Annotated in this window: 7 protein-coding genes; 5 read left to right on the forward strand and 2 right to left on the reverse strand. The window is 68.8% G+C overall.

Features of this window, described 5'->3' with window-relative positions; translation table 11 throughout:
• The first annotated feature begins 5 nt into the window (after positions 1-5).
• The 5 genes from FHR20_RS15865 (at position 6) to FHR20_RS15885 (ending at position 11516) form a co-directional block, all read left to right on the forward strand.
• Positions 6-6203, forward strand: a complete 6198-nt coding sequence (locus tag FHR20_RS15865) for a BapA/Bap/LapF family large adhesin (protein WP_341786465.1) — start codon at positions 6-8, stop codon at positions 6201-6203.
• 120 nt (positions 6204-6323) lie between these two features.
• Complete coding sequence (locus FHR20_RS15870; protein ID WP_243857478.1) at positions 6324-7634, forward strand: TolC family protein; 1311 nt, start codon at positions 6324-6326, stop codon at positions 7632-7634.
• Complete coding sequence (locus tag FHR20_RS15875; RefSeq protein WP_167300617.1) at positions 7631-9754, forward strand: type I secretion system permease/ATPase; 2124 nt, start codon at positions 7631-7633, stop codon at positions 9752-9754. Before FHR20_RS15870 ends, FHR20_RS15875 begins: the two co-directional genes overlap by 4 nt.
• Positions 9751-10938, forward strand: a complete 1188-nt coding sequence (locus FHR20_RS15880) for a beta-barrel domain-containing protein (RefSeq protein WP_167300618.1) — start codon at positions 9751-9753, stop codon at positions 10936-10938. The genes FHR20_RS15875 and FHR20_RS15880 overlap by 4 nt, the downstream gene beginning before the upstream one ends.
• Positions 10939-11072: 134 nt before the next feature.
• A complete protein-coding gene (locus FHR20_RS15885; protein ID WP_341786466.1) occupies positions 11073-11516 on the forward strand; it encodes a winged helix DNA-binding protein in 444 nt (147 codons plus the stop codon).
• A gap of 97 nt (positions 11517-11613) precedes the next feature.
• On the opposite strand, the gene FHR20_RS15890 is transcribed toward FHR20_RS15885, so the two are convergent.
• Positions 11614-12909 (reverse strand): ABC transporter ATP-binding protein, encoded by a 1296-nt coding sequence (locus tag FHR20_RS15890; RefSeq protein WP_167300619.1) that lies wholly within the window; start codon positions 12907-12909, stop codon positions 11614-11616.
• A 17-nt stretch (positions 12910-12926) separates the two neighbouring features.
• On the reverse strand, positions 12927-14681 hold the full coding sequence (locus FHR20_RS15895) for an ABC transporter permease (RefSeq protein WP_167300620.1): 1755 nt from the start codon (positions 14679-14681) through the stop codon (positions 12927-12929).
• Positions 14682-14762: the final 81 nt, after the last annotated feature.

Here is a 14762-nt window from a genome sequence, read left to right on the forward strand (position 1 = left end):
CGCCGGTGAGCGTCACCGCGCCCGATATCACCCCGCCCGCCGCCCCCGTGGCGAGCGTCTCGCCGGACGGTACGGTCGTGACCGGCACCGGCGAGCCCGGCGCGACGGTGACCGTCCATGACGCCGCCGGCAATCCGCTCGGCACCGGCCCGGTCGCGGCCGATGGCAGCTTCAGCGTCACCCTGACCACGCCCCAGGCCAATGGCCAGCTGCTGGAAGTCTCCCAGACCGATCCGGCAGGCAACGCCTCGCCCGACGTGGCGGTGCACGCACCCGACATCACGGCGCCGCTCGGCCTCACCGCTGCGGTGAACGGCGTCGGCACGGTGGTGAGCGGCAGCGGCGAGGCGGGCGCGACCGTCACCGTCCGCGACCCCTCCGGCATCGCGATCGGCACGGCCGTAATTGCCGCGAACGGCAGCTACAGCGTCACCCTCACCACTCCGCAGACCAACGGCCAGCTGCTCCAGGTCACCCAGACCGACCCCGCCGGCAATGCGTCCACGCCCGTCCCGGCCGCCGCGCCCGACCTGACCCCGCCGGCACTGCCGACCGCGACGGTCTCGGCCGACGGCACGACGGTGACCGGCACTGGCGAGGCGGGGGCGACGCTCGTCGTGCGAAGCCCGGCCGGTACGGTGCTCGGCACCGTGACGGTGGCCGCCGACGGCAGCTATTCGGTCACGCTCTCCGTCCCCCAGACCAATGGCGAAGTGCTGACCGTTCGCCAGACCGATCCGGCTGGCAATCCCTCGCCCGACCTGCACACGACGGCGCCCGACATCACCGCGCCGACCGGGCTGACCGCCACGGTCAACGGCACCGGTACGATCGTCACCGGCACCGGCGAGGCGGGGGCGACCGTGATCGTCCACGATCCGCTCGGCACCGCGATCGGCACTGCGGTGGTCGCCGCCAACGGCGCCTATGCGGTGATCCTCACCACGCCCCAGGCCAACGGCCAGCTCCTCGAGGTCACCCAGACCGACACCGCCGGCAACCTCTCCGCTCCGACGCCGGCGCTGGCCCCCGACATCACTCCGCCTGCCGCTCCGGCTCTCGCGATCAGCGCCGACGGCACCACCGCGACGGGAACGGGCGAACCGGGTGCGACGGTGACGGTCACCAGCGCCTCGGGCGCCGTGCTCGGCACCGGCCCGGTCGCAGCCGACGGGCACTTCTCGATCACCCTCGCCACGCCCCAGGCCAATGGCGGCACGGTCAGCGCCACCCAGGCCGATGCGGCGGGCAACGTCTCGCCTCCCGGCACCGCCAACGCGCCCGACATAACGCCTCCCGCAATCCCCGCCGCCACCCTCGATGCCACCGGCGCAGTCGTCTCCGGCACGGGCGAGCCGGGAGCGACGGTCGTGGTACGCGATCCCTTGTCGACGGTGATCGGAACAGCGACGGTGACTGCGGCGGGGACCTTCTCGGTCGTCCTCTCCACGCCGCAGATCGACAGCCAGGTCCTGAGCGTGACGCAGACGGATGCAGCGGGGAACACCTCCCCGGCATTGTCGCTCACCGCACCCGATCTCACCGCTCCGCCCGCGCCCGTCGGGACGGTCGCAGCGGATGGCGCTTCGATAACCGGCACGGGCGAAGCGGGGGCGACCTTGGTCATCACCGATCCGACGGGCCTGCACATCGGGACCGTCGTCGTGGCTTCGGACGGCACCTTCACCACCACGCTCGTCCCGCCGCAGACCAACGGGCAGCTGCTCGGCCTCGTCCAGACGGACGCCGCCGGCAATGCCTCGCCCCAGGGGAGTGCGGTCGCCCCCGACCTCGTCCCGAACGATTCCCCTGGGGCACCCACCGCGACGGTGGCGGCCGATGGCGCGACCGTGTTCGGCACCGGCCAGGCCGGCGCCACGGTGAGCGTGACCGGCCCCAATGGCGTCGTGATCGGCACCGCAACGGTCACGCCCGGCGGCACCTATGTGGCGATACTCACCACCCCCCAGCTGAACGGCGAGACGCTGCACGTCACCCAGGCCGATGCGGAGGGTGACGTCTCACCGCCGGCCACGGCAATTGCGCCCGACCTGACGCCGCCGGTCGCACCGATCGCGGCGATCGATGCCACCGGCACGATCGTCACCGGCACCGGCGAGCCCGGTGCAACGGTTCGCGTCGCCGATGCGGGCGGCACCGTGCTCGGCACCGCGACCGTCGGCGCCAATGGCAATTACACCGTCGTGCTCGGCACGCCGCAGACCAACGGCCAGCTACTGTCCGTCACCCAGGCGGACGCGGCAGCGAACGTCTCGCCGGCCGTGCCGGTCACGGCGCCGGACACCACGCCTCCCGCTGCTCCCACCGCCACCGTGTCGCCGGACGGCGCCACCGTCGTCGGCACCGGCGAGCCCGGCGCGACGGTGACGATCACCAATGCAGCGGGCACGCCGATCGGCACTGCCACCGTCGCGCCCGGCGGCACCTACACGGCCACGCTCGCGACGCCGCAGACCAATGGCGAGACGCTTACCGCGATCCAGCGGGATCCGGCGGGCAATGCCTCGCCTTCGGTCACGGCGACGGCGCCAGACACCACGCCGCCGGCCGCCCCTGCCGCCACTGTCGATGCGACCGGAACGATCGTGACCGGCACCGGCGAGCCCGGCGCAACGGTGACGGTGCGGGATCCCGGCGGCGTGCCGATCGGCACCGCCGTGGTTGCAGCCAATGGCAGCTATACCGCCACGCTTTCCACTGCCCAGCTCAACGGCCAGCTTCTCCAGGTCACGCAGGCCGATGCCGCGGGCAATGTCTCGCCAGCGACGCCGGCCACGGCACCCGACATTACGCCGCCGCTCGCGCCGGCCGGCACGGTCTCCGCCGACGGCACTGCCGTCACCGGCACCGGCGAGCCCGGCGCCACCGTGCATGTGCTCAACGCCGCCGGCACCGAGATCGGCACCGCCACGGTCGCCGGCAATGGCAGCTTCACCGCGCCGCTTACCCCGGCACAGCTCAACGGGCAGGTACTGACGCTCAGCCAGACCGATCCGGCGGGCAATCATTCGCCGAACGTCACGGCAACCGCACCCGATCTCACGCCGCCCGCCGCGCCCGTCGCGACGGTCAGCGGCGACGGCACGATCGTCACCGGCACCGGCGAGCCCGGCGCCACCGTCACCGTCCGCGACCCCTCGGGAACCGCGATCGGCACTGCGCTGGTCGCCGCCAACGGCGCCTATGCCGTCACGCTGACCACGCCCCAGGGCAATGGCCAGACGCTGCACGTCACTCAGGCCGATGCCGCGGGCAATGTCTCGCCCGCCACTTCGGCGCTCGCGCCCGACTTCACGCCGCCGCTCGCGCCGGCCGGCACGGTCTCCGCCGACGGCACGGCGGTGACCGGCACCGGCGAGCCCGGCGCCACCGTGCATGTGCTCAACGCCGCCGGCACCGAGATCGGCACCGCCATCGTCGCCGGCAATGGCAGCTTCACCGCGCCGCTTACCCCGGCACAGCTCAACGGGCAGGTACTGACGCTCAGCCAGACCGATCCGGCGGGCAATCATTCGCCGAACGTCACGGCAACCGCGCCCGATCTCACGCCGCCCGCCGCGCCTGTCGCGACGGTCAGCGGCGACGGCACGATCGTCACCGGCACCGGCGAGCCCGGCGCCACCGTCACCGTCCGCGACCCCTCGGGAACCGCGATCGGCACTGCGCTGGTCGCCGCCAACGGCGCCTATGCCGTCACGCTGACCACGCCCCAGGGCAATGGCCAGACGCTGCACGTCACCCAGGCCGATGCCGCGGGCAATGTCTCGCCCGCCACTTCGGCGCTCGCGCCCGACTTCACGCCGCCGCTCGCGCCGGCCGGCACGGTCTCCGCCGACGGCACGGCGGTGACCGGCACCGGCGAGCCCGGCGCGACCGTGCACGTGTTCAACGCCGCCGGCACCGAGATCGGCACCGCCACGGTCGCCGGCAATGGCAGCTACACCGCGCCCCTCACGACGCCCCAGGCCAATGGCGAGACGGTGACCGTCACCCAGAGCGATCCGGCCGGCAACCTCTCCCCCGCCACGACGGTGACCGCACCCGACATCACCCCACCCGCGCCGCCCGCCGGCGTGGCGATCAACGGCGAAGGCACCGTCGTCACCGGCACCGGCGAGGCAGGTGCCGCCGTCGAAGTGCGCAGCGCGGGCGGCACGCTGCTCGGCACCGGCACGGTCGCGGCGAACGGCAGCTTCTCCGTCTCGCTGAACGATCCCCAGACCGCGGGTGAAACGCTCAGCGTCGCGTTGCGCGATCCCGCCGGCAACCTCTCCGGTGCGGTTCCGCTCATCGCGCCCTTCGACATCGAGGCGTTCAACAACACGGCCGACGCTTCGATCGATCTTGTGCCGGTCACCACCAACGAGAATCTGGGCAGCGCCAGCTATCTCGCCCTGGTCTCGCTGGGGCTGCTCAATCTCGATGCGCAGGTGCTGGCGACACCCAATGTCCAGTTCACCGTCGCAGCCGGCAATTCCCTTGCCGCGTCCTTCACCTATGACGCGACGCTCGCGATCGGCGTGCTGAGCGGCTACAGCGTGGTGGTCCAGCGCTTCGACGGCACCAACTGGGTCGCGGTGAGCGGCCCCGGCAACAGCTCGCTGCTCCAGCTCTCCCTGCTCAACGGCAATCTCGTCGCGACCGACACGCTCGGCCCGGGCGAGTATCGCGCCTTCGTCACCTTCGACGGCGCCGCCGGCGTGGGCCTGCTCGGCGGCCTCGCGGTCACGGGCGTCAACAGCGACTATACCCATGTCGGCGCCGTGCAACCGAGCGCGGCCGCGGGCAATGTGATCACCGATCCGGGCCCGGGCGGGGCGGTCGACGTCGTCAGCCCGCAAACGGTCGTCCAGAGCGTCACCGTCAACGGCGTGACCACCAATGTGGCTGCAGGCGGCACCTCGATCCATGGCGACTGGGGAACGCTCGTCATCAACCCCAATGGCAGCTATACCTACACGCCCGATGCCAATGCCGCGGCGATCGGCCATGCCGACACGTTCACCTACACGCTGGTCAACCCGACCAGCGGCGAACTGGAGAGCGCGACGCTGACGGTCACGATCGGCAGCCCGGACATTACCGGTACGCCCCTGGCGGTCGACGACGCGGCGATCGCCACGGCGACCTTCGAGCACGTCGTCACCACCATTCTGGCGGCGATCGACTCGAGCTTTGCCACGCCCACCGCGCTGATCATCACCGGCGCGCAGACCGGCTCGGTCCATGACAGCTTCACCGTCGGCGCGAACAGCACCGCCGATGTGACGCTCTCCGCGATCCAGTCGAGCGGGCTCAGCGTGCTGCCCACCTATACGATCACCGTCACCAACGCGCAGGGCACGGTCGTCGGCACGGTCACCCAGACCTCGGTCGCCAATCTCGGGCTCGGCACCGGCGTCGCGCTGGTGCTCCACGACCTGCCCTCCGGCACCTACAACTACACCGTGTCGAGCACCAACCTGCTGGGCACCGGCTATGGCACCAACGTCTATGTCGGCGAGACGGTGACGCATCTCGACCAGTACAGCCTCACCGGCAGTACCGCCGTGTCGGGCGAACTGCTCGCCAACGATACGTTGGGCACCGACTTCCCGGTGGTACGGGTCCAGATGGGCGGCAATTTCGTCCAGGTGGGCGATACGCCGCTGACCATCACCGGCGCCTATGGCACGCTGACCGTCACCGAGACCGGCCATTATACCTACCAGCCGAGCGCCTCGCTGACCTATTCGGGCACCGATCCGGTCGACAGCTTCACCTATCAGCTGGTCCAGCCCAACGGCACGGTCGCGACGGCGCATCTCGACGTGACGGTCGACATCAACAACGGCGTCGCGCCCACGGCGATGATCTTCGAGGCCCCTTCGCTGGCGGATACCGTGCCGCTCGCGATGTTCTCGGCCGAATCCGCGACGGCGCCGACGGCGGCGGCAACGACCGATCACGCGCCGGTCGCATACAGCCTGAGCGACAACCAGGGCAGCGTCGAGGATCTGCTCGGCCAGTTCCTCCACGATCGCCAGGCCGCCTCCGACGCGTCCGCTCCGCCTGTCGCCGCGAGCGCCGCTCCCGCCGCGCCGGACATCGCCGCGGCGCCCATAGCCGACGATCCGCTACATTATCTCGTAACCGCGAACGACCTCGAACAGGATCGCCACCAGTTGAATCATGTGGTGTGAGATATCACTCCGAACTCGGAGTCGATTCTCGAAAATCGTCCATGATTCCAAAAGGGTGATTAACTTACATCGTAAGACGACACGCAATGCGGACAGGGAGGCTGTCGCTTGGGAGAAAGGTTGCGACGAGGCCCGCTCGGCGGTGCGATCGGCATCATGGCGATCGGAACGCTGGCAGCCTCCCTGGCCGGCACGGTGTACGCGCAGGAAAGTGCCGGGCTCTCGCTCGAGGCGGCGGTCCGCCAGGCCGTGGCGTGGCATCCGAACATCGTCTCCGCAGCGGCCACGCTGGATGCGCGCGGCGCGGATGTGGACGTCGCGCGGGCCGGCTACCTGCCCCAGATAAGTGCGGGCGTCGGCACCGGCTACGACAATCGCCTCGGCTCGAGCTGGCGGCCGCGCCCCCAAGTCTCCGCCTCGCAGATGCTCTATGATTTCGGCAAGGTCCGCAGCGCGGTGGACTATGCGCAGGCGGGCACGCGCGTCGGCCGCGCCGATCTGCTCCTCGCGATCGACGGGCTCATCCACGATACCGGCTATGCGATCGTGGAACTGCAGCGCAACGCGGCGCTCCACGACATCGCCGAGGAACAGCTGGCGCGGATCCGCGAGATCAGCGGGCTGGTCGCCGATCGGGTCGCCAAGGGTGCGTCCACCCGGTCGGACGGGCTTCAGGCGGAATCGCGGGTTGCCGCCGCCAAGGCGACGCTGGCGCAGATCGATGCCGAGCAACGACGCTGGGGCAGCAATCTCGCCTTTCTTCTCGGCGACGAAAAGGCCCGGGCGCCGGTGAGCGCCGACATGCCCGACTGGCTGATGCGCAGTTGCGCCGCCGGGCTGGCCGATTGGAGCACGGTGCCGGCAGTGATGCGCGCCGACGCCCAGCGCGAACAGGCCGCCGCGCAGCTTCACCGCAGCCGCGCCGATCGCCTGCCCACCGTATCGCTCGCGGGGGACGCGGCCGCGGACATCGGGTCGCCCTTCTCCGATCGCAGCGCCTACAGCTTCGGGCTCAGCGTCTCGAGCAACATATTCGGCGGCAACGCCACCCGCGCCCGCGTCCGCAGCGCGGATTATTCGCTCGCCGCCGCCGATGCCGCCTCGCGCCAGGCGCGCAACGAAGCGAGCCAGCGGCTCGCCGAGGCCCGGCAGCAGATCGGCAGCCTTACCCGGCTGCTCGACACGCTCAACCTGCGCGAGGCAGACATGGCGGAAACCGGACAACTCTACCGCGCGCAATATCTCGAAATGGGCACGCGGACGCTGGTCGACCTGCTCAATGCGGAACAGGAACTGCACCAGGCGCGGTTCGACGCAGTCAATACCGAGCATGACCTGCGCCGGCTGCAGCTCGACTGCCTCTATTATTCCGGCCGATCGCGCGATGCCTTCGGCCTGACGGGCACGCGCCTGCGGGGCGTGACGCTGTGAGCGGCGCGTCGGCCGAGACCTGGCTCGACATCCTTTGCCAGGCGGCGCGGCACTATCGCCTGCCCGTTTCCGAGCAGCGCGCCCGCCTGGCGGGGCTTTGGGACATCGCTTCCCCCGAGGAAAGTCGCGTGCGTGCCCTCGCCCGGCCCCTGGGCCTGGCTCTCCGCTTCGCCGATCCCGGTTCCGTGCGGCTGACGAGCTGGCGCCTGCCGGTGATCGCCTGCCTCGCCGATGGCGAGCTCGCCCTGATTACCGCCCTTGCCGGCGACGGAGAGGCGGTGTTCACTGTCGCCGGCGAGGCCGGCATGGCCGCGCGCCGCCCGCTCGCCGAGCTGCTCGCCGCCGCGACCCTGATCGTCGTGCCACGCCCCGCCCGCTCCGCCGCCGACGCGCGCGTCGATACCTATATCCGGCCCTATGAGGAGCATTGGCTCCGCCGGATCCTGCTCCAGGACGCGCGCGCCTATGGCCATGTCGCGGTCGCCTCGGTGGTGACCAACCTGCTGGGGCTCGCGGGCATCCTGTTCTCGATGCAGGTCTATGACCGCGTCATTCCGGCCCAGTCGATGCCGACGCTCGTCATCCTCTTCCTGGGCGTGCTGCTGGCGATCGCCTTCGACTTCCTGCTGCGCAAGCTGCGCGTGGCCATCACCGACGTTCTGGGGAAGCGGGCCGACCTGCGGCTCTCCGATCTCGTCTTCGGCCATGCGCTGCGCGTCCGCAACCGGGAGCGGCCGACTTCGACCGGCACCTTCATCTCCCAGCTGCGCGATCTCGACCAGGTCCGCGACATGCTGACCTCCACCACCGTCTCCGCGGTGGCGGACCTGCCCTTCTTCCTGCTCTTCCTCGCGATCCTCGCCTTTATCGGCGGGACGCTCGCGCTCGTGCCCCTCGTCGCAGTGGCATTGCTGCTGGTGCCCAGCCTGCTCGCGCAGCGGCGCCTGCGCGTCCTTGCCACCGAATCGATGCGGGAAAGTTCGCTGCGCAACGCGCTGCTGGTCGAGGCAGTCCAAGGCATAGAGGACATCAAGGCGCTGCAGGCGGAGGAGCGCTTCCAGCGCCAGTGGAATCACTACAACAGCGTCGCGGGCGAGGCCCAGCTTCGCCTGCGCGGGCTGACCGCCAGCCTCTCGACCTGGTCGCAAAGCGTGCAGAACGGCGTCTACGCGGCAGTGATCTTCGTCGGCGCGCCCATGGTGATCGCCGGCGACATCACCACCGGTACGCTCGTCGCCACTTCGATGCTCGCCTCACGCATGATCGCGCCGATGGCCCAGATATCCGGCCTGCTCGGCCGCTGGCAGCATGCGAAGCTGGCAACCCAGAGCCTCAACCAGATAATGGGGTTGCCGACGGACAGCCCCGACGCCGAGCACCGCATTCCCCTCGCCGCGGTCACCGGCAGCTTCGCGCTGCGCTCGGCGGTATTCTCCTATGCCGATCCCAATGCCCCGCCCGCCCTGACCGTGCCCGGCCTCGACATCATGGCTGGCGAGAAGGTGGCGCTGCTGGGCCGCAACGGTGCCGGCAAATCGACTCTGCTCCAGGGCCTGTCGGGCATGCTCCAGCCGGTCTCCGGCGAAGTCCTGCTCGACGATCTCGCGCTGCACCAGATCGATCCCGCCGATGTGCGCCGGGACGTCTGCCTACTCACCCAGAACAGCCGGCTCTTCCACGGCACGCTGCGCGAGAACCTGACGATGGGCGCTCCACACGCAAGCAACGTGGAAATAATGGCGGCTCTCGAGATGGTCTGCGCACAGGATTTCGTGCGGCGGCTGCGCGACGGGCTCGAACATGTCGTGCTGGAAGGTGGGCTGGGCCTGTCCGGCGGGCAGGTCCAGTCGCTGCTTCTCGCCCGCCTGCTGCTCAGGCGCCCGGTGGTGGCGCTGCTCGACGAGCCCACCGCGGCGATGGACGAACTCGCCGAGCGTCACTTCATCGCGAGCTTCCGCGAATGGAGCCGGGATCGCACGATCGTCGTGGCGACGCACCGCATGCGGGTGCTCGAGCTCGTGGACCGGGTGATCGTCATCGACCATGGCAGAGTGGTGCTCGACCAGCCCAGGGAAGCCGCGCTCGACGCGATGCGCGGCGCCAGGACGCAGGCAGCATGAGCGCGGCATTCAGCGCCGACGACCGGCTGTTCGACGAGGAAGGGCGCGGCCGGCTGCGCGATGCGTCGCGCATGTCGTGGGTATTGGCGGCGATGGTAGCCGCCTTTCTCGCCTGGGCCTGGTTCGCGAAGCTCGATGAAGTGGCGACCGGTACCGGCAAGGTGGTGCCGACCAGCCATGAACAGATACTCCAGTCGCTGGAAGGCGGCATCCTCGCCAAGCTGCACGTGCGCCAGGACGATATCGTCAAGCCCGGCCAGGTCCTCGCTCAGCTCGATCCCACCCAGGCCGGCTCGACGGTCGAGGAAAGCGCCGCGAAATATCGCGCCGCGCTCGCAGCCCAGGCACGGCTCCAGGCCGAAGTGGATGAGACTCCGCTCCGCTTCTCCAGGGAGCTGGACGGCTATCCCGCGCTCAAGGCCGAACAGCAGCGCCTCTACGAAACGCGCCGCCGCAGCCTGGCCGGCTCGACCGGCCTGATCGACGAATCGCTGGCGCTGATCAATCGCGAAGTCGGGATCGGGGAGTCGCTGATCGCCACCGGAGCGGCGAGCAATGTCGAGGTGCTGCGGCTCAAACGCCAGCGCGCCGACCTCGATCTCAAAAAGGCCGATCTGCGTTCGCAATATCTGGTCGAGGCACGGCAGGATCTCGCAAAGGTGAGCGAGGAAGTCGAAGCGCTCGCCCCCGTGGTGCGAGGCCGGTCGGACACGCTGCAACGGCTCACCTTGCGTTCGCCCGTGCGCGGCGTGGTCAAGAATATCGAAGTGTCGACGATCGGCGGCGTCGTACCGCCCAATGGCAAGGTGATGGAAATCGTCCCGCTCGACGACCGGCTGCTCATCGAGACGCGCATCTCGCCGCGCGACATCGCGTTCATTCGTCCGGGCCAGCGCGCCAGCGTTAAGATCACCGCCTATGATTATTCGATCTTCGGCGGACTCGAAGGCGAGGTCAGCAGCATCTCGCCGGACACGATCCGCGACGAAGTGAATCCCGACATCTATTATTATCGCGTATTCGTCCGCACCCGCTCGGACGCCCTGGTCAACAAGGCTGGTCGCCGTTTCCCGATCGTACCCGGCATGATCGCCACCGCGGACATCCACACCGGAAGCAAGACAATACTTCAGTACCTGCTGAAGCCGCTCAATCGCGCCCAGGAGGCACTCAGAGAACGTTAAATCATATAATATGTAAATTACGATGTTGATTTGATTTACGATATTTTGACGATCTAATTTACTATGATGTATTTAGAATATGATGCTATACATTGCAGATATGATATCATTCCTTCTTGTATTTGGATGATAGTGTGACGAATAGCGTAAGCATTGGGGACGGATCCCTGCTCGACCTCGCGCGCCAGCTGCAACGCATGCGCGCCAAGGCAGCGAAACTCTTTCCGCGCGACGTCTTTCGCGATTCCGCATGGGACATGGTGTTGGAACTGTTCATCGCCGGACAGCAGCAGCGTGTCGTCTGCGTGAAGGAGCTCATTTTCGTCTCCGGCGAGACATCGACCAGTGCCCTGCGCCGGATCGATCGCCTAGAGGCGGCTGAATTGCTCCACCGGTCGCACGATCCCGACGACCATCGGCGCATGGCCGTGACACTGACGGACAAGGGCGATGCGGCGATGCGCGCCATGCTGCACAGCCTCTTCCCGGGCGATTCCTCCTCCATCACCGAGAAACGCGCGCACGGTGCCGACAGGCCGGCGCACGAGTTGCATTCCTCATCGGCCAGCCTCTTTTGACCGCGCCGGACCGAAGAAGGGCGAGGTCCGTGCCGTCACCGCCCCGGAGCGGGGACTCGCCGATCTCCAGCCGGGCCAGGCCCGACACGGGCGAGCGCTAGGACGGATCGTCGAGGCTGAAGCGGTCCGCCGCTTCGTCATAGGCGAAGGCTTCGGCATAGCGCCCCCACTGGATCACCGACTTCAGCGTCTGCTCGGCATATTCCTCGGACATGAAATCCTCGATCTCGTCGCGGAAGCGGCTCGCCGGCGCTTCGTGGCTGGCCCGGTCGTCGAGGATGCGGCGGATATGTCCGGCAAGCGGCACATGGCGCAACAGATGCTGGGCGAAGAGCTGCTTGCGCGCATCCACCTCCGCATCGACATAGCGCCGCGCCGCCGGCAGCAGCCTGAGGTCGCCGCCGCCCAGCTCCGCAAAGCGCAGCAACTGAAGCACCTCCGCGATCGGGAACAGCTCATCCGCTTCATATTGCAGCTCGCCGGCGAGATCCGACAGCGGCGCGCTGCCGGAATAGGGCTCGGCCGCCACTGCCTCCATCAGGCCGGCGAGCGTGTTGGTGGAGACGCGCGGCAGCGCCATGCCGATGCCGGTGCCCGGGAACAGCCCCTCGCGCGGATGCCCCACCTCCGTCCGCGCGGTCATCCGGGCATAGATATCGTCGACCAGCGCCTGAAATGCCGGATCCTGCCGGTTCCGCGGCTGCGGCAACGTCACGCTGATCTCGGCGACCACCCGCCCCGGGTTCGACGAGAAGACGAGGATGCGGTCGCACATCAGCACGGCCTCCTCGATATTGTGCGTGACGATCAGGATCGACTTGATCGGCATCCGCCCTTCCGACCAGAGGTCGAGCAGGTCGGTGCGCAGCGTCTCGGCGGTAAGCACGTCGAGCGCCGAGAAGGGTTCGTCCATCAGCAGGATGTCCGGGTCGACCACCAGCGCGCGCGCCAGGCCGACGCGCTGGCGCATGCCGCCCGACAACTCCTTCGGATAGGCACTCTCGAAGCCGTCGAGGCCGATCAGATCGATCGCCTTGAGCGCGCGCCGGCGCCGCTCCTCGGCGGCGACGCCCTGGGCTTCGAGCCCCACCTCGACATTCTGGAGCACGGTGAGCCAGGGGAAGAGCGCGAAGGTCTGAAACACCATCGAGACGCGCGTATCGGCATGCGGGAAGCGGACCTCGCCCGATGTCGGCCGGATCAGCCCGGCGATCGACCGCAACAGCGTCGACTTGCCGGAGCCCGAGCGACCCAGCAGTCCGACGATCTCGCTGTCGCCGAGAGTCAGTTGGACATCGTCCAGCACGAGGAGGCCGGCTCCGCTCGACTTGCCATAGACATGGCGGACGTCGCGGACCTCGACCAGGGGCAGCGTTTCAGTGCGCGTGTTCATTGGGATACTCCCGATGCTCAATCGAGGCGGAGGCGGCGCTCGGCGTACCGGTACATCGGCCGCCACAGCATGCGATTGAAGGCGATGACGAAGATGCTCATCACCGCGATGCCCAGGGCGACGCGCGGATAATCGCCCGCTTGCGTGGCATTGGCGATGAACGACCCGAGCCCGGCGGCTTCGAGATGCTTGTCGCCCCAGCTCACGGACTCGGCGACGATGCTGGCGTTCCACGAGCCACCCGAGGCAGTGAGCGCGCCGGTCACGTAATAGGGGAAGATCGCCGGGATCGCGACACGCCGCCACCATTGCCAGCCGCGGATGCCGAACATCGCCGAGGCTTCCTTCATGTCCGTCGGGATCGCGCTCGCGCCCGCGATGACGTTGAACAGGATATACCATTGGGTGCCGAGCACCATCAGCGGCGACAGCCAGATATTCGGATCGAGGCGCAGGCCGAGAATGGCGATGACCGCGAAGGGGAACATCACGTTCGCCGGAAAGGCGGCCAGGAACTGCGCCACCGGTTGCAGCCGCTCGGCCCAGGCGGGCCGGAGGCCGATCCACACGCCGATCGGCACCCAGATCAGGCTGGCGATCGCGATCAGCAGCACCACGCGCAACAGCGTGAGCAGGCCCAGCCCGAAGACGGTCGCCCCATCCTCCCAGGTCAGGCTCTGGGCGATGTAGCGGGCAAGCGTCCAGAAGGCCGCCAGCACCACGATGGCGACCAGTGCCAGCCACAGGCCATCGAGCGCCCGGCGCGCCGCGGGTGCGATGCGCAGCGGCCGCATCGCCGGCGTGCGCGGCAAGGGGAAGCTGCACAGCCGGCGCAGCGGCGTGGCGATCGCCGCGCCGAGCCGGTTCAGCCAGCGGGTGCGGCGGACGAGGTCGTAGAGCCAGGAGCGCGGCTGCTGCTGCGAGGCGGTCTGTTCGAAGCGGAACTTGTCCGCCCAGGCGACGATGGGGCGGAAGACGAGCTGGTCGTAGAGCAGGATGACGACCGCCATTGCCCCCACCGCCATGCCGATCGCGCCGAAATCCTCGCGGTCGATCGCAAGGGCAAGCCAGGATCCGATGCCGGGCAGCGTGATGGTGGTATTCCCCACGGTGATCGCCTCGGACGCGACCACGAAGAACCAGGCGCCCGACATCGACATCATCATGTTCCAGACGAGCGCCGGCAGCGCGAAGGGCAGCTCCAGCCGGACGAAACGCCGCCATGCCGAGAAGCCGAACTGCCTCGAGACCTCGTCCAGGTCCCCGGGCACGGTGCGCAGCGACTGATAGAAGCTGAACGCCATGTTCCAGGCCTGTGCCGTGAAGATCGCGAAGATCGCCGCGCATTCCGCACCCAGCTGGCTGCCGGGAAACAGCCCCAGGAAGAGCGTGACGGTAAAGGTGAGGAAGCCCAGCACCGGCACCGACTGCAGGATGTCGAGCGCAGGCACGATGACAAGCGCCGCCTTGCGGCTCTTCGCAGCAAGCGTGGCGACCGCGAAGGTGAACAACAAGGACGCGCCGAGCGCGGCGAACATGCGCAGCGTGGTGCGCAATGCATATTCGGGCAGCATCGCGGGATCGAGCACCACCGGCGTGCTGCGCAACTGCGCCAGCGGCGCGCCCATCTCCCCGGCGCCGTGGAATACGAGCACCGCTCCCGCCGCAAGCAGGATGAAAACGATCAAATCCGCCCAGGATGGCGCTCCGCCCCCGCGCACCCAGCGCACCAGCGGGCGTCCACCTCTGGTATCCTCGAAAAAGAAGACCATGGCTCACCTTATGATCGGCCATCTCGGCCGCCACGGGCGAGCGCTAGAAACTAGGCCCGGCCGGGCGCCCTCGACGGCGCG

The sequence above is a fragment of the Sphingomonas leidyi genome (assembly GCF_011761945.1).
Lineage (GTDB): Bacteria > Pseudomonadota > Alphaproteobacteria > Sphingomonadales > Sphingomonadaceae > Sphingomonas > Sphingomonas leidyi.